This window comes from Paenibacillus sp. 276b, assembly GCF_900107875.1.
In the GTDB taxonomy this organism is placed as follows: Bacteria; Bacillota; Bacilli; order Paenibacillales; family Paenibacillaceae; genus Paenibacillus; species Paenibacillus marchantiae.
In genome coordinates, this window is sequence record NZ_FNRR01000001.1 from 1,942,421 (window position 1) to 1,961,597 (window position 19,177).

General features: G+C 41.7%; 20 protein-coding genes. 9 read left to right on the forward strand and 11 right to left on the reverse strand.

Annotated elements, in window-relative coordinates:
• Positions 1 to 13: 13 nt before the first annotated feature.
• Positions 14 to 1,636, reverse strand: coding sequence for a helix-turn-helix domain-containing protein (locus tag BLV50_RS08165; RefSeq protein ID WP_177031139.1), 1,623 nt, complete (start codon positions 1,634 to 1,636; stop codon positions 14 to 16).
• A gap of 198 nt (positions 1,637 to 1,834) precedes the next feature.
• Here BLV50_RS08165 and BLV50_RS08170 point away from each other — a divergent pair, with 198 nt between their 5' ends.
• The 3 genes from BLV50_RS08170 to BLV50_RS08180 all read left to right on the forward strand — a co-directional run bounded on the left by BLV50_RS08170 (position 1,835) and on the right by BLV50_RS08180 (position 5,349).
• Positions 1,835 to 2,401 carry a GNAT family N-acetyltransferase gene (locus BLV50_RS08170; protein WP_090806909.1) on the forward strand — a complete coding sequence of 189 codons (567 nt, stop codon included), beginning with the start codon at positions 1,835 to 1,837 and terminating at the stop codon, positions 2,399 to 2,401.
• Between the two features lie 318 nt (positions 2,402 to 2,719).
• Entirely contained in the window at positions 2,720 to 4,675 is a 1,956-nt protein-coding gene (locus BLV50_RS08175; protein ID WP_256337895.1) for an ATP-dependent DNA helicase, read from the forward strand.
• Positions 4,676 to 4,821: 146 nt separating this feature from the next.
• Positions 4,822 to 5,349, forward strand: a complete 528-nt coding sequence (locus BLV50_RS08180) for a DinB family protein (RefSeq protein WP_063562666.1) — start codon at positions 4,822 to 4,824, stop codon at positions 5,347 to 5,349.
• Between the two features lie 6 nt (positions 5,350 to 5,355).
• Here BLV50_RS08180 and BLV50_RS08185 read toward each other — a convergent pair whose 3' ends face one another.
• Positions 5,356 to 6,429 carry an NAD(P)H-dependent flavin oxidoreductase gene (locus tag BLV50_RS08185; protein ID WP_090806911.1) on the reverse strand — a complete coding sequence of 358 codons (1,074 nt, stop codon included), beginning with the start codon at positions 6,427 to 6,429 and terminating at the stop codon, positions 5,356 to 5,358.
• Between the two features lie 132 nt (positions 6,430 to 6,561).
• Between BLV50_RS08185 and BLV50_RS08190 the strand changes: the two genes are divergently transcribed.
• Positions 6,562 to 7,437 carry a LysR family transcriptional regulator gene (locus BLV50_RS08190; protein ID WP_090806912.1) on the forward strand — a complete coding sequence of 292 codons (876 nt, stop codon included), beginning with the start codon at positions 6,562 to 6,564 and terminating at the stop codon, positions 7,435 to 7,437.
• Between the two features lie 87 nt (positions 7,438 to 7,524).
• On the opposite strand, the gene BLV50_RS08195 is transcribed toward BLV50_RS08190, so the two are convergent.
• Positions 7,525 to 7,989 (reverse strand): hypothetical protein, encoded by a 465-nt coding sequence (locus tag BLV50_RS08195; protein WP_064637420.1) that lies wholly within the window; start codon positions 7,987 to 7,989, stop codon positions 7,525 to 7,527.
• 18 nt (positions 7,990 to 8,007) lie between these two features.
• Positions 8,008 to 8,487, reverse strand: coding sequence for a GyrI-like domain-containing protein (locus BLV50_RS08200; protein ID WP_063562670.1), 480 nt, complete (start codon positions 8,485 to 8,487; stop codon positions 8,008 to 8,010).
• Between the two features lie 106 nt (positions 8,488 to 8,593).
• Between BLV50_RS08200 and BLV50_RS08205 the strand changes: the two genes are divergently transcribed.
• Positions 8,594 to 9,556, forward strand: coding sequence for a helix-turn-helix transcriptional regulator (locus tag BLV50_RS08205; RefSeq protein WP_090806915.1), 963 nt, complete (start codon positions 8,594 to 8,596; stop codon positions 9,554 to 9,556).
• 188 nt (positions 9,557 to 9,744) lie between these two features.
• On the opposite strand, the gene BLV50_RS08210 is transcribed toward BLV50_RS08205, so the two are convergent.
• Positions 9,745 to 10,776: a ketopantoate reductase family protein gene (locus BLV50_RS08210; protein ID WP_090806917.1), complete on the reverse strand. Its 1,032-nt coding sequence runs from the start codon at positions 10,774 to 10,776 to the stop codon at positions 9,745 to 9,747.
• A 44-nt stretch (positions 10,777 to 10,820) separates the two neighbouring features.
• Positions 10,821 to 11,564 carry an acetoacetate decarboxylase gene (locus BLV50_RS08215; protein ID WP_090806919.1) on the reverse strand — a complete coding sequence of 248 codons (744 nt, stop codon included), beginning with the start codon at positions 11,562 to 11,564 and terminating at the stop codon, positions 10,821 to 10,823.
• Positions 11,565 to 11,725: 161 nt separating this feature from the next.
• On the opposite strand from BLV50_RS08215, the gene BLV50_RS08220 reads away from it, so the two are divergent.
• On the forward strand, positions 11,726 to 12,610 hold the full coding sequence (locus tag BLV50_RS08220; protein ID WP_090806922.1) for a LysR family transcriptional regulator: 885 nt from the start codon (positions 11,726 to 11,728) through the stop codon (positions 12,608 to 12,610).
• Between the two features lie 59 nt (positions 12,611 to 12,669).
• Here BLV50_RS08220 and BLV50_RS08225 read toward each other — a convergent pair whose 3' ends face one another.
• A complete protein-coding gene (locus tag BLV50_RS08225; RefSeq protein ID WP_063562675.1) occupies positions 12,670 to 13,185 on the reverse strand; it encodes an AAA family ATPase in 516 nt (171 codons plus the stop codon).
• A gap of 81 nt (positions 13,186 to 13,266) precedes the next feature.
• Positions 13,267 to 14,178, reverse strand: a complete 912-nt coding sequence (locus BLV50_RS08230) for a helix-turn-helix transcriptional regulator (protein ID WP_072733185.1) — start codon at positions 14,176 to 14,178, stop codon at positions 13,267 to 13,269.
• 109 nt (positions 14,179 to 14,287) lie between these two features.
• Here BLV50_RS08230 and BLV50_RS08235 point away from each other — a divergent pair, with 109 nt between their 5' ends.
• Both BLV50_RS08235 and BLV50_RS08240 read left to right on the forward strand, forming a co-directional pair.
• Positions 14,288 to 14,752 (forward strand): VOC family protein, encoded by a 465-nt coding sequence (locus tag BLV50_RS08235; RefSeq protein WP_063562677.1) that lies wholly within the window; start codon positions 14,288 to 14,290, stop codon positions 14,750 to 14,752.
• Positions 14,742 to 15,323 (forward strand): YdeI/OmpD-associated family protein, encoded by a 582-nt coding sequence (locus BLV50_RS08240; protein WP_090806924.1) that lies wholly within the window; start codon positions 14,742 to 14,744, stop codon positions 15,321 to 15,323. Before BLV50_RS08235 ends, BLV50_RS08240 begins: the two co-directional genes overlap by 11 nt.
• Positions 15,324 to 15,349: 26 nt before the next feature.
• Here the strand turns inward: BLV50_RS08240 and BLV50_RS08245 are convergent, their stop codons facing one another.
• On the reverse strand, positions 15,350 to 16,333 hold the full coding sequence (locus BLV50_RS08245; RefSeq protein ID WP_090806926.1) for an aldo/keto reductase: 984 nt from the start codon (positions 16,331 to 16,333) through the stop codon (positions 15,350 to 15,352).
• Between the two features lie 186 nt (positions 16,334 to 16,519).
• On the opposite strand from BLV50_RS08245, the gene BLV50_RS08250 reads away from it, so the two are divergent.
• Positions 16,520 to 17,401, forward strand: coding sequence for a LysR family transcriptional regulator (locus tag BLV50_RS08250; protein WP_090806928.1), 882 nt, complete (start codon positions 16,520 to 16,522; stop codon positions 17,399 to 17,401).
• A 174-nt stretch (positions 17,402 to 17,575) separates the two neighbouring features.
• Here BLV50_RS08250 and BLV50_RS08255 read toward each other — a convergent pair whose 3' ends face one another.
• The gene (locus BLV50_RS08255; protein WP_090806930.1) at positions 17,576 to 18,544 is read right to left on the reverse strand and encodes a hypothetical protein; all 969 of its coding nucleotides are present in this window, start codon (positions 18,542 to 18,544) and stop codon (positions 17,576 to 17,578) included.
• Positions 18,541 to 19,035 (reverse strand): RNA polymerase sigma factor, encoded by a 495-nt coding sequence (locus BLV50_RS08260; RefSeq protein ID WP_076289255.1) that lies wholly within the window; start codon positions 19,033 to 19,035, stop codon positions 18,541 to 18,543. The genes BLV50_RS08255 and BLV50_RS08260 overlap by 4 nt, the downstream gene beginning before the upstream one ends.
• Between the last annotated feature and the right edge of the window lie 142 nt (positions 19,036 to 19,177).

The following is a 19,177-nucleotide window of genomic DNA, read 5'->3' on the forward strand; positions in this document are numbered from 1 at the left end:
CTCTATTCACGGATTACATGAGTCCCTGCTGTCGATCTCGATATTCCTCAGGAGTGAATCCTACCGATTTTTTGAAAATCTTACTGAAGTACGTGTAATTATGGTAGCCCACCTTGTCAGCGATTTCATATACTCTCAGTTCCCTGCTCAATAGGTAAGCCTTGGCATGTTCAATCCGAACTCGTGTCAGGTATGCGATGAAGTTCTCTCCTTTTTCCTGCTTAAACAATCGGCTAAGATACGAAGGATTGACACTGATCTGGCTAGCAATACTATGCAACGAAATATCCTCAGCATAATACTTGTCCATTAACTCAATGGCGAGGTCTGTGTAGGAACGTTCCTGCATGATTTGGGAATCGGTTTTAAAGTAATACGCGATATGAGCCAGCATATCTTGGTGAATATCCTCCCAATACTCTCCTCTCAAAACGATTTCGTAAGGCGATCTCTCGGTAAATGAAAGCTTGCCTCTTTCAGTAACTCGTGAGAGATGGGAGTGTATGGTTTCCATCACCATGATATATTGCTTGCGAATACTGCTCTCATCTGCTCGTTGCACCTCCAGATCAGAGCGAATTTCTTCAAGGAATTCCTCCGCCTTTTTGTTATCTTTACTCACCCATAATTTGAGGAAATCTCGTTCTTGCTCCGGACTGAGCATTCCATTCACTTCTCTCCGAGCTGGAGCTTGAATCACGTCCGCGTAGTACAGTATCTGGTTGCTGCCTTTAAAGAAACTTTGCCTTAGGGCGAATTCCGCTTCTCGACATGCCTGTCTTATGCCATGGAAATCGGAAACGATTGTACTTACACCCGCTGAGAGTGACAGATTCATAAAATCTTTGATTGAAGACAGAAGCTTATTACATAGTTTGTTTAGATCAGCTTGTACAGACTCACTCCCAGGAAGAACATTGACAATAACCCAATATTCAGAGGAGCTTTCCACGAAAATCTCTTTCTCCCATTTGGATGGAATGATCTCTTCCATAATATTCAGAATAGAGAATCGAAGTAGTTTTTCCCCCTTCTCGACATATTTCCTCTTCGCTTCCTCGTAATAGTCCACAATAAACTGGATGACGACCAACTTGTCTGATCGTATACGGAAATGCATTTCTTCAGCTTTGGGAACCATATCCTTTTCATTTATGAATCCGCTTACAACATCTTGGAAAAAGCTATCCTTTAGATGTCTCAGGCTCTTGAAATAGTCGTGTGTCATAAATGGTACGTTGGTCTTAGTGTCACGTTCACTTTTTAATTTCTCTTCAATGGTGATAAGAAGATCAACTAGAGAGGTTTCTGTAATCTCACTTTTAATCAAGTAGTCTACAGCCCCAAGCTTCAGTGCCTCTTTTACATAATGGAATTCGTCAAAATTGCTCAGGATGACATATTTACAGGTTTTCAATAAACAAGATGCCTCTTGTATGAGCTCTAACCCATCCATGATCGGCATCTTGATATCGGTAATAATTAGATCAGGGGTCACTTCTAGCGCGAGTTCCAACGCTTCCTTCCCGTTCCCCGCTTCTCCCGCAACATAGAAATTGTAGTCTTCCCAGTTTAGCATGGAACGAATTCCAACCCGCATGAGCAGTTCATCCTCTACGATCATCAGTTTATACATGAGCATCCTCCAACATGAACCATTTTCACTATTTTACCATTAAACCGTTTATTGCAAAGATGTCTAGCCGCCCTATTAATTGTGATTTCTAATCAAATGGATGTCCCTTTCGTTCTTGTTCTCAACAGATGTATCCTATGATAAACTTGGATTGCTTAATGATGTAAATGAAAAAAGATAATTCAGAGGAGATGTCACTTGGGATTGAATGCAGAACAATTTGATTATATTTCAGAGACAGAACGGTTAGTAATAAGACCTTTAAAGAAAGACGACTATGAAAATTGGTTAAATGCATTTGAAAACCGTTTTCCCTCCCAACACCGAAACGATAAAGGGAAAATGGATATGACTGAATGTACACCGGATTGGTTTCATCATCTTGTAGATCGACATCAAGAGTTAGCGCGTACAGATGCCGTTTATGTATTTGGTGTATTTAGAAAGGAAGATGGTACACATCTGGGTATGATTGATATTGCGACTTTAGCAAGAGCGGATTTTCAATGGGCAAGCTTCGGATATACCATCCATAATCAGTATTGGAGAAAAGGCTACGGCAAAGAAGCCGTGAATGAAGCTCTTCTTATTGCATTTGAACAACTAAAATTCCACCGTATAGAAGCCCATATTAATATGGATAATATATCTTCTATGAAACTTGCGGAAAGTGTAGGCATGGAATTTGAATGTGTTCGCAAAGGTTTCATACACGAAAACGATGAGTGGACAGATCATTTGGTTTATTATAAGAATTTCAATTAATCAATTCCAACCGTTGATTAAGAAGAGCGAACAAAGCACTGGTGTGCCCTGTTCGCTCTTCTCCTTGTCTTCATATTACTGTCTTCGTCTTATTCGGCCCAATGTTTTTTCGTATCTGACCAATTGGCTGGTTGCTTACCTTCCACCGCTTCCTTATGAACACTTGACTGTTATCTCAGTATCTAAGATAATTACAGTTTGACTAAAAAATTCCTACAAGAGGATCTTTCATTTGGAAGGGGGGCGCTCGTTATTAACTGGTTAAATGATCTCTATAAGATAAATAAACGGGAATCAAAAAAGGAAATCGAACGATCTTTGGTTAACGCCATCTTCCGAATCTATGATCGGTTCCCTCGAATTGGTCTTAGAGAGCGAATCGGGCAGCAAGAAATGTCTCTCGATATAGCCGATGCTTATATCTACGGGCATAACGCCATGATTGAAGCTGGTGTTGGAATCGGTAAGTCTTTTGGCTACCTGATACCGAGCCTGCTCATGAATCAAATGTCCCAGAAACCGGTCATTATAGCTACATCCTCCATTCAGCTTTCGGAACAGATACATAAAGATTTAAGAGTCATTGGTAGCAGGTTGGGCTTCACAACAGTTCGCTCTGTCGTTGGGAAAGGTATGGGGCAGTATGCGTGCCGAAGTAGGGCCGCGGAATGGAGCAGGCCTGATAATCCGAACTCCTCACTGTCTACCCTTGCCCAGCGCATTTTAGATTTTGAAATTGATGAAAGAGCGGATATTAAAGCTGGAATTAGTGATGCCGAATGGTCCAACTTTTCCGTAAATGATTGCAAATTTGAACGTTGCCATCATAAAAATGCGTGCTTGTTTTACGATATGAGAGCTAAATTAAATGCAAAGGCTCATGAGATTGATTTTATTATTGTGAACCAGGACCTGCTCATACGGGATTTGATGAAGAAAAAAGAAGGAACCAAGAGTATCATCTCAGAACAGCCGGCTCTGATCGTCATTGATGAAGCGCATAATCTGGAAGCAAAAGTTCGAGATGCCAGAACGCTTGAGTTCACTTATCGGGGAATCAGCCGCATTCTGGATAATACTGTACAGCTTCTAACGAAGCAGTCCGGGGATAAAAGTCTCTTCTCACAATCCAAGCTTATAAAAAAATGTATTGAACGCATCTTCCAACAGATAAATGCGGATCTGCTCCACCATGCCAAGCAGGATAGCGACCGTATAAAAGTGTCGGAGATCAAAGGAATACCGTTATATCAAGTCTCAAACGATTTGAAAGATCTCAGTCTTCGCCTTTCCATTTTGACCTCCCGCCACGAGCGGGAGATTGATGACGCTTTCGAAGCCATAAACGGGCTTATTACCCTCATCCATGTTTTGGCTGAAATAGAGGATAACTATCTCATATGGGCAAGCAGTCCCTTGGGAGTAGCCACGATCAGCATCTGTCCCAAAGATATAAGCCAATTTCTGAAGTATGCTTTATTTAATGGCAAAGCGCCTGTTATCCTAACGTCGGCAACGCTGTGCCAAGGCGGGGATACGCTGGAGGAACAATACTCTTATTTGACGCAGTCCCTCGGTTATAAGGGTGATTTTATGGATCGAAAATCCTCCCCTTTTGATTACACCAACCATACCATGATGTACATCTCGAACGTAGTCCCATATTACCACCATGACCAGCGCGAAGACTATCTTGAAGCAGCCTACAACGAATTGGTTCAACTCTGTGATTTAACACAAGGAAGAACGATCGTCCTTTTTTCAGCAAAGGAAGACATGAAATACATTCATAAGAAGCTGATTTCAAGGCCTGATGAATATACATGGGCAGTTCATATTCAGAAAGAAGGATCTTCCCAGGACAGTGTTATCACCGAATTCAGGAAAAGCAAAGGTGTGCTCCTGGGTACAGGTGTATTCTGGGAAGGCGTGAATATCGAGGGTTCTGACCTGTCACAGGTCATTATTTTCCGGCTGCCCTTCCCTGTTCCTTCGGACCCTATTTATGAATATAAGGCATCTGTAACGAAGAATTCGTTCATGGAGGTGTTTGTACCGGATATGCTTCTCCGGTTAAGGCAAGGAACGGGACGCTTGATTCGCAGTGAAACGGATCTTGGCATACTCAGCATACTAGACTCCCGTCTCAGCGCAGCGGCAAAAAAGAATTATCGGGAACAGGTGCTGGACACACTACCATTCAAAGAAGTGACTGAGGATTTTTCGATTTTGGAGAAATTTGTTCAACAAAAAGGGATACGACGTACGGATTGAATGTGGAACAGCCCAACCATAAAACTGTGCAAATCACATGAAATCGGCCCTTCCGCCCATAAAGCGGAGGGCCCAATTTCAATGCTGGAAGTAAGATATATGCTACAATATATTCCAGAGCTATGAATCCCAAAGGAGGCATTTACATGGTTGAAAGACCTACTACAGCGGAATATGCAGCTTTTTATGAAGGTTACATCCGGCTTATTCCTGAAGGAAATATCATCGAAAGGTTAGAGCAGCAGGCCAACATCGTACAAACTTTGCTTTCTTCATTAACAGAGGAGCAAGCAAATTATCGTTACGCCGAAGGCAAATGGAGCGTGAAGGAGGTCATCGGCCACCTTTTGGATAACGAACGCATCATGAGCAGTCGATTGCTTCGCATCGCCAGAGGTGACAAAGCGAATCATCCTGGCTACGATCAGGACGTGCTTATGCAGAGCCAACCCTTCAATGCGTATACCGCAGCCGATCTGAACGAAGAATATGCCGTCACACGCCGCTCAACCATTCTTATGCTCCGTCGCCTCACACCAGAAGCTTGGCTCTGTAGAGGGATCGTCAGTGATAATCCTGCTTCAGCTCGATCGATCGCATTTGTTATGGCTGGACATGAGCTCCACCATTTGTCAGTACTTCGCGATCGCTATTCGCTGGATGTGAAATTATAATCACTACTAAATGATTGCTCTGGCTTCTTCTACCATTTGATTAATGATATCGCTTGCAGATTGGTTATCTGTTAACATTCTCGTTCCCTGACCTGCCCAAAGGGCCATATACTCGGGATTATTTTGCTTAGCAGAAGCATTCCTGATCTCGCGAGTTAATGTATTTTGGGTAGGAAAGGTTAGCGGCTTAATACTGGATGCTTCCCAATGATGTATAAAGTCGTTCTTGATGCCACGCGCTGGCCGTCCAGAAAAGGCATTTGTAATTACAGTGCTTTCCTCTGTGCTATCAAGCAACACACGTTTATATACCTCATGTGCACCAGACTCAACTGATGTCAAGAAACGAGTCCCCATTTGCACCCCTTGTGCTCCCAAAGCAAGTGAAGCCACCAGCCCTCTACCATCCATAATTCCGCCTGCCGCAAGGACTGGAATATGAACATGATCTACAATTTGTGGGACAAGTGCCATGGTTCCGATATTTGCTCCACTGAGCTGAGATGATATATCAAAAGTTCCTCGATGCCCTCCTGCTTCACTACCTTGAGCAACAATGACATCACATCCGCGCATCTCCGCTTGAATAGCTTCCTCTACCGTGGTGACCTTACTCATAATTTTGATGCCTAACGATTTTGCCTTCTGCATATGATGCTCGGAAAGTAATCCAAACGTTGTACTAATAATCGGAACTTTTTCGTCCAACAAGATGTCAAACTGTTCTTCAAAATGATTGGGTGTACGTATTTCATCTTGAGCACGCTGCTTCACACCCAAGAATTCTCGAATCGGGGTCAACTCTTCGTTTACCGCATCAAAATTCGTATAATGATCCGGTCCAACATGAGCAAAAATATTTACGGCAAACGGTGCTTGCGTCCGTTTTTTAATCTCGTGTATGGCGCCTCTTAGTTCCTCAGGACTCATATACGCAGCGCCTAACGTCCCTAACCCACCTGCATTAGAAACCGCAGCGACTAGGGGTGCCATGTTTGCAATACCGGCCATCCCCGCAAGAACGATTGGATAACGAATATTGAAGCTTTCACAGAGCTTATTGTTTAATTGAATAGACATCGAGGTTTCCTCCCCATCAATTCAGATTCCATTCTTTATAGTTTACATCGAGTTTATCCATCTTGTATAATCCGTAAATCAGATGTTACATATCATGATTTCAGATAGATTGTTTTCTAAAGGAGGGTCAACTTGGAAATTCACTTACTGGAAATTTTCATTCAAACCGTTCATGAAGGAAGTATTTCCAAAACAGCGAAAAAACTAAATTATGCTCAGTCCAATGTTACAAACAAAATTCAACAGTTAGAGGCGGATCTTCAGACCGCATTATTTTACCGTCACAAAAAGGGAGTTACACTTACTCCTTCAGGACAAATTTTAGTCGGTTACGCCGAAAAGATTCTACATACCATTAACGAAGCCAAAGCCGCAGTAGGAAGCAGCTCCATTCCTTCAGGTCCTCTGGTTATCGGTTCTATGGAAACAACTGCAGCGGTCCGGCTGCCTTCCGTGTTCGCGCAATATCATTTGAAATATCCAAATGTAGATTTCTCATTAGTTACAGGGCCAACAGAAAAGCTGCTTCATGGAGTCCTGCATTATGAACTGCATGGAGCTTTTGTTTCCGGTCCGATAGAACACCCAGATCTCACGCAGGACAAAGTCATTGAAGAGAGGCTTGTTCTTGTTACTTCACCCAACCATCCCCGGATACAATCGATCCATGATTTACAAAATCATACGATGCTGGTTTTTCCCAAAGGATGTTCATACCGAGCCAAACTTAACACTCTCCTGCAAGAAGAAGGATTATTGCCTGTGAAATTAATGGAATTTGGAACCCTCGAAACGATAATTGCTTGTGTTAGTGCTGGTATGGGTATTACTTTACTGCCTTATTCCATCATTGCGGATTATGAAGTCCGTGACAAGGTAACCTGCCACTCCTTATCGGAGAAGTATTCTTCAGTAACGACCATGTTTATTAAACGAAAAGACACCCTCATTACACCGGCGCTATCTGCTTTTTTAGATGAAACCAAGAAAGAGATTCTCCAAAGCTAGTTGCACAGATAAAACAAAAAAAGCCGCTAATACAGCGACTTTCAATGGGGCTATGCTCAGCTTCTTCCACATGCACTTTTGCCCACTTCAATACTCTCTCTTGATTACAAAAAATGAGCCCCGAATGGTTCCAGCTAACTTAGATTTCTGTCTGGCAAACTTAAACTTGCCTTCTAACTCCGCTGGAACTTCCATCCCCTCAGAAAGCTTAAAACCTACGGCCCGCTTCTTAGGGTCATCCACCGTATACATGACATTGAGTCCAAGACCATCTTCATAAAAGACGTAGGAGAATCGAATGTTTTCCACTTGAAAAGCTGATGTTTCCAAGGGCTTGGCTGCAAACTCAATATCACGTTCTTCCTTCAAAATTCGTGTTACATAGTCAAGGGTGTCCTGACTTTCGCTAGCAGGAACAACCGTAAATTCATGCTTATATTTGTTCATAAAATAACGGGCTTCATTTGCACGCAAACCTGCAAGCGCTGCTGCTACTGGTGAGGACTCTAGACCGACTGTAGACACATTTTTAAAATCAACGATATATGACATTCCGATCTCTCCTTTACCTTATTTCCTAACAACAGGAATCCATATTTCACCAAATAACAAGCCGTTTTGTTGTCCCATCTCAACCGTAGTATTTGGCCCACCAACATATGCATAATTCGTTTCCGCTGGTAGAACTTGTCCGAATGCAACGCCAGTAAGGTTATTACTCAACTCATCAGATGTTGTCCCTTCCCCTTTAACGACCAGGTATTCTCCCTTGGGGAATTGGATTACTCTGGTTGCTTCTGGCAGTGTTTCTTCTGTCATGACGCCCGCATAATGCATCATCTTGTTATTCACCGCTTCGTTCACGGCAAAAATATAGTCATTTGTCGCTATAGCTTTTAAAGCATCCAGGCTTCCATCTTCTTTCACAGCCGACCAAAAATCCACCTTTTCTTTGTTAATACCAGCAAAGTCGGTGTAGTGGCTCTTAAGCTCAGTTCCAATACCTAAAACGATAAAGCTGTCTTTTTCCTCAATATTGTAATTACTCATTCCTAACACCGTCCTCTTTAAATTTATCAATGGATTTGTCTTTTCACTTGATGGGTTTATAATAACCTTAAATCATGTCAAATTATGATACTGTTTAGGGGGACCCATGAAAAAAGTTGAACGGATCAATATCATCATGAGGTATATCAATAACCGCGCCCACTTTACCATTTCCGAAATCATGCGGGAATTTAACATCTCTCGTTCGACCGCTATTCGAGATATCCGAGAAATTGAAGCTATGGGTATGCCGCTTGTCGCTGAAGTTGGGAGGGATGGGGGTTATTTTGTCATGAACAACTCTGTCCTGCCTACGGTCCGCTTTACGGATAATGAAATCAAGGCTCTTTTTCTCGCCTTTATGGCAACCCGAAATCAACAACTTCCTTATCTGAAGAGTCGTCAAACTTTAACAGAAAAGTTACTGGGCCTCATCTCCGAAAATCAGCAAGATGACCTTGTTCTTTTAAATCAAATATTGCTTTTTGAAGGAACCAACCCCCATAATCCCGACTTGCTTGATCTGTCAGACCTGCCCCACCCTATGTTGGAAAAACTCATACAGCTTCTTCTTATAGAGAACTATCTGTTGGTTACCGTTCAAGAAGAGATGGAAATAAAGTCTTATCCCATTTATCTTTTGCACCTTTATCGTGAAAAAAGCCTATGGCTCATTGAAGGCTTTGACTTAGAGGAAGAAAAGAGACGGATTTTATCTGTCGATAATCTCACCCATATAGAATTATTCCCTGTGAAAAAAAAGTTAAGTAAGAAAAAGATTTTAGAACAACTAAGTAAGCAGGAGGAAATGATTAACCTTGTCCTTGAACTGGGTCCAAAAGCGATTGGCCAATTCAAAAAATACCATCCTTTAAAGCTTTCACTTTCTTATACGAACCCTTACCAAACCACAGCCGTTATAAAGACCTTCATCAATGTTCATCATGCAGAAGAATTAACCGAAATAACCAATTGGTTGCTTTTCTTAGGTGGAGATATCAAGATCAAGGAGATGCCAGAAGAAATCTTAGCAGGTGTACAAAAGAGATTAAGCTTATATTGCCCCTAAGTAGTGGATAGTTAAAACCAAATAACTTTGAGCATGGCCGTGTTTTTATTATCTGCTGTTTCTACTGAGATCTACTATGGGACATTATCCCAATTGCCCTTAACTTTAAGGAAACGTTTAGAGATAAAAAAACGCATTGAGGAATTATCTCCTCAACACGTTTTCTTGCGATCTACAACTCACTCACATCATCTGTTATTGTTAAGCTCTTCAAAGAACTTAATATTCGTATCGAAATTAGGCACAGTTTGAGATTCTTCAGCTTGTTTGACTAATCTTACAACCATATCATTATAAGGTGTTGAGATTTGTTTGCCTGAAGCTGAGCGCGGAACTACTCCATTGATATAATCAATTTCGGTCTTCCGTTGCTTTTCGAGATCCTGTAGCATGCTTGCTTTTAACAGTCTGGACGACTCCATGAGAACCCGAAGTGTTTTAATTCGTTCCGGGATATCCTCTTCACTTTGTATTTCCAAAGATTCAATATCAAAGCCACTCATCGTGGCAAATTTCACACCATTTGCGTGTCCAACTTTGATCGTTTCATCGGCAATACGGACGGCACTCACAATACTAATATCATGGTCAAGCACGACACCATATTCCACATTTAGTGATGCAGATAGGCCGCTAAAAGCATTGTTAATAAGCAATTTAGACCACTTCGTGCCCACCAGATTATCGGAAATATGTGTTCCACCCACAAGGTCTAGTATAGATTTGATCTGTTGAATTCTTTCGGTTGTTTCACCATTTAATTCACCAATTTGAAAAGCATACTGCTTAAAGCGGCTAAACTCTGTTGTAAGTCTTGATACTCCTGGTTCAATAAACGTAGCACCAAATTCAACAGATCCGGCAATTACCCGTTCTCGGCCAACAATGGAAGCCACCTTCTCTTCAGGGATACCGTTCTGCAAGGAAAGCACAACACTTTGGTCGTTTAAAAACGGCAACAGATCTTGAAGGACAGACTCGTTATATAGCTGTTTAGTTAAAAGCAAGATTAAATCATATGTTCCTGACATATCCTCAGGAGTAATGGCAGTCACCTTTGCCTGGAAATCCGTAGTGCCAGTAATTTGGGCCCCTGTCTGGTTTAATGCATCAACATGTGCTTGATAGACATCGATCAACTCTACATTTTGTCCGCCGGCAGCAATATATGCACCAGCGATGGTTCCTAAGGAACCTGCTCCTAAAATTGCAATTCTCATATGGAATTCCCCTACCTTTTATGTTTGATTGCTTTTAATGACGTTTATTTTTCATCAGCTAAATAATCATATATAACTGTTGGAGAAGGCAGCGAAAGCTCTGTTATGATATGGGAAGCTGAAACAACCTCAAGTACAGGCAAATCTGCCATTGGCGCAAGAGCATGAGCGAATAGCTCCAGTCTTGCAGGACCTGACCAGGCGCCCTGAATTTTAATATCCGTAATTTGGCTCCGTACCAATTCACAGATTCTTGGATATCCGTCATAATCAGGCATCTTTTTCAGCATATAATTTGGTTTAACAATCTCTTGTAGCGCCTCCGAATGATCAAGCGGAAAATGCTTATATCCCATAGTCGCGGTAGCCACTCTCAAAGAGCCATAATCCATAAGTCCAACCAATGTGTCGGAATCTACATACAAACTGGGTTTACCCATTTTTTTAGGATAGGCACCTATCTCCCTGCCTGATGCGATTGCAGGAAAACTGTCTACGTACATGGCGTGGAGATAATCTCCTTCCTCCCCTTCAAAGCTCACAGGTATCACCTGACCACACTCTGTATAGGAACCAAGGCCTGTTACATCCGGCATTTTCATAATCTCAAACCTTACAAGCGGAGAGGTAACTTCCAATGGCTCCGGAACGATTTTTCTTAAGCGTTCCAGATCGGTTCTATATAAAATGTTCAAGTATTCGCGATTATAGAAACGATATGGTCCCAAAGGAAATGCCCCTGCATCCAGCGGAGTTGTAAATTGCTTAACCACTTCTTCCTTTCTCATCTGAACGACACCTTCCGATCTCTAATTTCTTCATTCTGTTGTCTGATTTCTCTACCGAAATGATGATTACATAATCAATCTTACATCTCAATTTACATTTAATCTAATACATGATAATATATAAACTCATTTATTATAATAAATATAAGAGGTGCACTATAGTGGAGCTGCTTCAGTTGAAATACTTTCAGACCGTCGCTTATACAGAACATATATCTAAGGCTGCCGAACAATTAAATATTGCTCAGCCTTCTTTAAGCCTGACGATAAAGAGACTTGAGGATGAATTGGGTACAACCTTATTTGACCGGAAAGGAAGAAATATTCAATTGAATGTATCCGGAAAAATCCTCTTGAAACATGTCAACAGGATTTTCACCGAAATTGAAAATGCAAGAATGGAAATACAAACGCAGGATAAGGAAGTGGCCCATACCATCAAAATATCGATTTCAAATCCCAGATTCCTATCAGGACTGATCACCAGGTATATTACCCAGTGTCCGGATACCAATATACAACAGGGACTTGGAGCTAGAAATGACATCCTTGCAAGCTTAAAAAAAGGGGATATTGATTTGGGGATCGCAGGTCCACCTATAGCGGACGATGAGATTGAGAGTTGTGTCCTTATTAATGAAGATATCGTGCTGGTTTTACCTTCCACACACAAGTTTGCGACAAAATCTGAAATTTCGTTAAGCAAATTGGCCGAAGAATCTTTTATTTCCCTTGCTAATAATGAGGAATATAGCTTTTTTACAACCGAGCTTTGCAAAAAAGCAGGATTCACTCCCAAGAATATATTCGAGGTGGACTCTCATTTACTCGCGGAGATTATTAAGGTCAATCAGGGTATCTCGTTAATCCCTATCTCGGTCTGTAGAAAGTTGGATTTGAATTACGTCAGAATCGCAGATATTAATCCCACCTATCCAGTGGGGCTATCTTGGGTGAAGGATAGACATTTATCCTCCTCCACCAGAAATTTCCGGGACTTTATTATTGCATATTTTAATGATCATTATGCATTGTACAAAGTTTAAAAAACTACATATTCGGAGCATTCTGTGACTTTTTGCGACTTGAAATTAGTCATTGGTTTTCATCTAAAATGCAGTAAAATATCGTTCACTGATTGTTCAGCGGACTGCTCCGAACTATCCAGCCAAAATCCGATTTGAGGCGTTTCCTTCAAAAAGTCTGAATACAAATTCTCTACCGTGAAGCCAGTGTACCCCACTTTTCCTCTTGATTTTTCACGCTCTTTTACCACTTCTACCTTCGGACACAGCACAACTAACTGAACCGGGTAATCCTTTAACTGCTCCATCATATAGACTAATTCCGCGCCGTAGTAATTATCCTGCAAAACAACAGAAAAACCATTCTCATAATAGGTTTTTGCGGCATTTGCGGCTAACTGATAACGCAAATATAATTGACGGAATGCTTCTTCCGACGGTTCAGCGGACATGTCTTCGCGGCCGGATACAATCATGCGACGGAATATATCACCACGCAGATGCACGGCTTTTCCCAGCTTGGAAGCCAGCAGCTCCGACACTGTTGACTTACCAGAAGCCATTACGCCTGTAATTAAGTAGATCGCTTTTTCCATAACTAAATACCTCCTTCTTATCATAAAAAGAGACCGGCCTATACAAAGAAGAAACATTCAACAGAATTAAGATATGGGTTCTTAGACATATTTATTTATCATGGCATTTAGAAACTCTCGAAATTCTTCAACATATGCTTTAGGTTCTATAATTTCCAAATCCGTTCCAAAGCTAGCTAAAAACCGGAATCCAAAGTGGTTTTGCGGCATATCTATTTCGGCTATAAGCAGTTCGGAATTGTGAGCCTCAATCCTTTTTTGACCGTATCTTTCAATAAATTGATCTTTTATTCGATGTGAGATCAATACTTTAATTGTAATTAGATTCGGTTGATAATATTGCTCTGTTTTCTGTTCAGTCATATAATCTCTAGCAATAAATGTTTTAATATCGATATTCAGATTATCCGTTCTGGACAGTTTAAACGTTCGATACTCCATTCGATCTAAACAAAACCCCTTCAAATACCAACTCATTTCACTAAAATGAAGTTGGTATGGCTCGACCCGTCTCTGTGACTTGACCCCACTTTGATCTATATAATCGAATGTAAGTAACCTTCCTTGCTCTATTGCTTCCTGACAGGTCTTTAAGATTTGGACAATTTCAGGACGACCATCCCAATTATAAAAAGACAGTTGAATTGTACCTCCCGAAATCGTTGAACCTATCATCGATTCAATCTTTTTAAGCGTTGATTCTACTTCGTCACTAAAGAGAATTTTCCCTAATCCGCCCAGTGCAGTTAGTATATTTTCTAAATCATTGCTACTTAGAAGTCGTTTGTCTATTTTGTATTCATCCATAATCCCATATCCACCGTTCACTCCATTTATAGAATAAATGGGAATGTTAGATAATCCAAGTGTTTCCATATCACGTAGAATCGTTCTTTTGGACACATTGAATAATTTTGCAAATTCGGTAGCTGATACGACATTCTTTTGCAGCAAGATCATTATGATCGATATTAATCTTTCAATTTTGTTCATGATAGTCCTCTTTAGGTAAATAAATTTCGAACATAGCTATAATAGGTGACAATCTAGCTGTCACCTATTATAGCTTACACTTCATGTATTACAAGAAGGAGGTTTTATCATGTCAGTTATTGCATATTTAAATTTTGATGGGAACACAGAACAGGTCATCGCGTTTTACTCAGAAGCTTTAAACGCAAGTAAGGTGAAAAAAGTGAAATTCAAGGATTTTTCACAAGATCCAAACTATCCATTGCCAGAAAATGAGTTGAATATGATTATGGAGTCATCGTTAGAATTCGCTGGTGGGAAAATAATGATGTCGGATGTTCTTCCTTCGATGAAGAATGTAACGGGTGAGCTGGTTAAAGGTAACAATGTAATCATTAGTATCATTATTGATGATAAACAGGCAATGAAAAACTACTTTACTAATTTGTCTGAAGGCGGCTATGTGATCATGCCATTATCAGAGATGCCTTGGTCTTCCTGCTTCGGAATGTTGGTTGATAAATTTGGTATCGTTTGGAAGTTTAATAGCGATGCTTACACATTCCTGGATAGCGTAATTTCTAATGCTACTTAATGAACTGCTTCCAGCAAAGTCAAAAAGCGAATTGAGATTTTGGTTTCAAGAACATTGCCTGACTGAAAATTCTTGCTGGGTCGTGGTGAGTATGAAATCAACACCAGGTACGTTGCTATATCTGGATGCTGTTGAAGAAGCCTTGTGTTTTGGATGGATTGATGGACAAAAAAAGAAAATTTCCGAGACTCAATTAGCTCAAAGACTATCTCCGAGAAGCAAAAAAAGTTCGTGGACTGAATTGAATAAAGAACGAGCCCGTCGCCTTGAATCGTTGGGATTAATGACAGATGAAGGTCGAAAGGCTCTCCCTGATCTCAGTTACGAATCATTTAAAATTGACCCTATTATTGAGCAGAGGTTGAAAGAGGACACGGATGTATATCAGAATTTTGCGGCATTCCCAGATCTTTATAAAAGAATTCGAATCGACACCATCCAAAGCTATAAAACTCAACCTGCGTTATTTAACAAAAGATTAGATAAGTTTATAGCAAACACCAAACAAAATAAAATGTATGGCAATTGGAATGACAATGAGCGCCTATACAACCAAAACACCTCACCTTGAATATTCAAGGTGAGGTGTTTAACCTTTTAATTGCCTGTCTTTTTCTTCTCAGATTCGGGATAGCGGTCACCCACAATTTGGATCTTGCTAATCTCATCATTAATTGTCATCAATTCCTGCTCGGTGAAGACAATATCAGATGCTGCAACATTTTCTGAGATTCTACTGACATTTGTTGTGCCTGGGATAGGTACAATAGAGGGTTTCTGAGCAAGAATCCATGCTAGTGCAATTTGCGCTGTGGTTACATTTTTCTTCTCAGCAAGCTTGTTCAGATATTGAACAACCACCTGATTTGCTTCCATCGCTTCCTTTGTAAACCGCGGAAGCTCGCCCCTGTTGTCGTTCTCCGTGAATGAAGCATTCTTGTCTAATTTCCCGGTAAGAAATCCACGACCCAAGGGACTATAAGCTACCAATCCGATCCCCAACTCATCTAGTACGGGAAAAATGTCTCTTTCCAGCTCTCGCCACCACATCGAATATTCACTTTCCACTGCCGTCAGTGGTTCAACGCTATGCGCACGACGAATCGTTGTAGCGCTCGCCTCTGACAAACCCCAGTGAAGAATCTTACCTTCTTTTTTCAGTTTTTGCATCGTCAACGCCACATCTTCAATTGGAACCTTTGGATCAACACGGTGGATGTAGTATAAATCGATATAATCTGTTTTTAATCTTTTTAATGATCCTTCAACTGAACGAATAATGGATTCTGGTCGGCTGTCCAGTTCATTTGTTGTGCTAGCAATCTTATGGCCTCCTTTCGTTGCAATCTGTACCTTATGCCGATGCCCTGTGAGCGCCTCACCAACAAGCTCCTCATTGGTGTATGGCCCATAAACCTCCGCTGTATCATACATCGTGATGCCAGCATCAATAGCTGAGTGTACAACGGATATCATTTCACCACGGTCTTTTGCCGGTCCCCGATGGTAGTTCAGCCCCATACATCCAAATCCAACTTCAGAGGTTTCCAAACCGTTGACTCCCAACATTCTTTTCTTCATCATCGTTTCCTTTCTTAACCGTATTTTTTATCAGGCTTATAAATTTGTTTAAGAGTATCTACTCCTATGGTAATTTCCAAAGTGAAAGATTTCTAATACCTATGATGAATGTTTTATCATGCCTAATATGTATCGTATAATAATCTGTAAGTTATCCATTAGTGGACTTATGGAAGGATGATTAGAATGGATATTCGTGTTTTGAAGTATTTTTTAACTGTGGCTAACGTAGGCAATATAACAAAAGCAGCAGAAATCCTTCACATTACACAACCAACACTAAGCCGACAGCTTATGGATCTTGAAGAAGAGCTGGGTTCTCGTTTGTTTATACGGGGCAAGAGGCAAATTACGCTGACCGATAGCGGGCTACTTTTTCAACAACGGGTAAAAGAAATTATTTCCCTTCTAGATAAGACAGAAAGAGATCTGGCAGAACAAAAAGATTTGATTGGTGGCGTTGTTTCTATCGGATGTGTAGAGTCCGCCGTTTCTAGAGCGTTGCCAGAATTATTAGAGGAATTCTCCAATCGGCACCCTAGGGTACAATATGAATTGTACAGCGCAGATGGTGATGACATTAGAGAGAAACTTGATCGAGGAAATATCGATATCGGTATATTTTTGGAACCAATTGAAGCTGCAAAGTATGAATATATTCGATTACCTTATGAGGAAAAGTGGGGGATTCTGATGAGACGTGATGATCCTCTTGCTCAGAAAAAATCTATTGGTATTGAAGATATTCTTGATTTACCCTTAATTCCGCCCCGACGCACAATTGTACAAAATGAGATTGCAAGCTGGCTTGGAGTTGAGAATCATAGCCTGTCTATTTTTGCATCACATAATTTACTGACGAATGCTATGCTGTTGGTAGAACGGAAACTTGGATATGCCATTTGTGTGAGTGGATCTTATACGATCCGGGAAAGTAGTCGTACTTGTTTTGTTCCATTTGAACCTGAACGAACCACTAGTCATGTACTCGCTTGGAAAAAGAATAAAATATTCAGTTCAGCTACTGCACACTTTATTCAGTTTATAAAAGATACCTATCAAACTTAATCTCCATGATTATTTAAATAACCCAAAGCCCACGTTCTGCTCCAACTTGAGCAATACGTGGGCTTTTACGATCTTAATTTTATCTGAACAGTTAGGTGACCTTCTCCGGTATTTTTGGATTCAGCATCAAGTCATCTCCCTAATCCTAAATGTTCATCAATCGCTAGCTTCGCCTTACTTGCCCAGGCTGTTCCAGAACGCTTGGAAGGCACCTTTCTCGATTTCGAAGAATACCGGTACATTGCCGTAACGCACCAGACCTTCCCCAAACAGAACTAATTGGACCTGCGTCTTATCTTCGAGCGTCAGGTAGATGATCTTGCGATTTTCCTGCCCGTAAAGGCGCTCCTCCAGTTCAGGGCTTGTTGCTATCGGTTTAGCCGCGTAAAGCGCTGAGATAAAGCTGTTAAGCGATTTGTCCGCTGCGAGCGGCTGCAGCTGCTGCAAGCCGTTGTTCCAGCTGGCGAAGGTCTCCCACTGCGCAGAAGTGACGTTGCCTTCGAGGTGAAGCTTGCCGATCAGGTCTTCGCCGCTGCTGATAGTGATGCCGTTGCTCTGGTCAAACAGTTGGGCATATACCTGACCATCGATCTCGGTGTAAGACATGATACGGAAATTCGTGTCGTAGCCGTTGACCGCATAGATGTCCGCTTCTCCAATGTTGGAGGCCAGCTCCGTGTACTCACCCTTGTCGCTCAGCTCATGAATGCCCCCTGTTGTAGTACCGAGCTTCTCGCCTCGCAGGGCAAGCGCATCCGTACCGTCAAGCGATGTAGCAGACTGTGTATATACGTTGCCCTGATAAACCACCAGTTGAAGCATATCGGCCTTCACGCCGTTCTTTGAATCCGGCAGCTCTGTCTTCGGAATCACCACAGGGTCGAATGATGCGCCCGGAGTGACCTGTGCCACCTGCGTCGCTGGCGCGGCCGGTCCGCTCACTTGCTGCCATATGCTTGGCGCCGCGAGTCCAACACTGGCAGCAATGACGACGCTCGCTGCAATATATAGAGGTTTTCGCTGGCGCTTTTGTTCATGGCGTTGTGTGTTCAAGGTTTGCTCTATCCGTTTTTTCATTTGGTCATTTGTTTTCATATGGTCCACCGCTTTCTTATAATTTCGTTTGAATTGTCCCTCGTTCATTGGGGTTCTTCTCCTTCCAGCTCCAGTTTTAACAGCTGTCTTCCCCGCTTCAATCGCATCTTCACTGCAGACTCGCTGATCTGCAGAATCTCGCCGATTTCCCGGATCGGATAATCTTCGTAATAGTACAAATGAACCACCGATCTATACTTGACGGGCAGTGACAACACGAGTTCGATCAGTGCCTGATCTTCGGGGTCGTCTGTCGTAAGGGGATCTGCTCCCTCCAACTTGACCTCCCGTTTGCGCCAGCCTCTGCCTAATAAGGATTTACAATGATTGGTGATGACCCGGATCAACCATGCTTTCTGATGCTCTGCATCGTTGAATGTAGGGGCTTTTTCCATTAACTTGATGAAGGTATCCTGAGTGGCTTCCTCCGCGTCCTCTCTCCTGCCGAGGTGCACCATGGCAATCCGGAACAGCGTATCCGCGTAAGTCTCATAGACTTTCATCATATGATCTCCCCGTTGGGGCATTGATCGCTGCATGGTTGTTCTGCCCTCCTTTATATCTCTAACACTCTCAAGGACGGCATTTGGTCACATTTTGTTGTAAATTTAATATTTAGATATTTTTCAAACGAGTGACCAGACCAACCTCTTGCTCTCAAGGATGGATATGGATTTGTAA

Bases quoted from the DNA above. Each gene is read 5' to 3' on its own strand.
- BLV50_RS08215 (WP_090806919.1), bottom strand. From the start codon at position 11,564: ATGAGAAAGGAAGAAGTGGTTAAGCAATTTACAACTCCGCTGGATGCA.
- BLV50_RS08255 (WP_090806930.1), bottom strand. From the start codon at position 18,544: ATGAACGAGGGACAATTCAAACGAAATTATAAGAAAGCGGTGGACCAT.
- BLV50_RS08185 (WP_090806911.1), bottom strand. From the start codon at position 6,429: ATGTCTATTCAATTAAACAATAAGCTCTGTGAAAGCTTCAATATTCGT.
- BLV50_RS08210 (WP_090806917.1), bottom strand. From the start codon at position 10,776: ATGAGAATTGCAATTTTAGGAGCAGGTTCCTTAGGAACCATCGCTGGT.
- BLV50_RS08235 (WP_063562677.1), top strand. From the start codon at position 14,288: ATGTCAGTTATTGCATATTTAAATTTTGATGGGAACACAGAACAGGTC.
- BLV50_RS08245 (WP_090806926.1), bottom strand. From the start codon at position 16,333: ATGAAGAAAAGAATGTTGGGAGTCAACGGTTTGGAAACCTCTGAAGTT.
- BLV50_RS08180 (WP_063562666.1), top strand. From the start codon at position 4,822: ATGGTTGAAAGACCTACTACAGCGGAATATGCAGCTTTTTATGAAGGT.
- BLV50_RS08225 (WP_063562675.1), bottom strand. From the start codon at position 13,185: ATGGAAAAAGCGATCTACTTAATTACAGGCGTAATGGCTTCTGGTAAG.
- BLV50_RS08230 (WP_072733185.1), bottom strand. From the start codon at position 14,178: ATGAACAAAATTGAAAGATTAATATCGATCATAATGATCTTGCTGCAA.
- BLV50_RS08165 (WP_177031139.1), bottom strand. From the start codon at position 1,636: ATGTATAAACTGATGATCGTAGAGGATGAACTGCTCATGCGGGTTGGA.
- BLV50_RS08205 (WP_090806915.1), top strand. From the start codon at position 8,594: ATGAAAAAAGTTGAACGGATCAATATCATCATGAGGTATATCAATAAC.
- BLV50_RS08260 (WP_076289255.1), bottom strand. From the start codon at position 19,035: ATGCAGCGATCAATGCCCCAACGGGGAGATCATATGATGAAAGTCTAT.
- BLV50_RS08250 (WP_090806928.1), top strand. From the start codon at position 16,520: ATGGATATTCGTGTTTTGAAGTATTTTTTAACTGTGGCTAACGTAGGC.
- BLV50_RS08200 (WP_063562670.1), bottom strand. From the start codon at position 8,487: ATGAGTAATTACAATATTGAGGAAAAAGACAGCTTTATCGTTTTAGGT.
- BLV50_RS08195 (WP_064637420.1), bottom strand. From the start codon at position 7,989: ATGTCATATATCGTTGATTTTAAAAATGTGTCTACAGTCGGTCTAGAG.
- BLV50_RS08240 (WP_090806924.1), top strand. From the start codon at position 14,742: ATGCTACTTAATGAACTGCTTCCAGCAAAGTCAAAAAGCGAATTGAGA.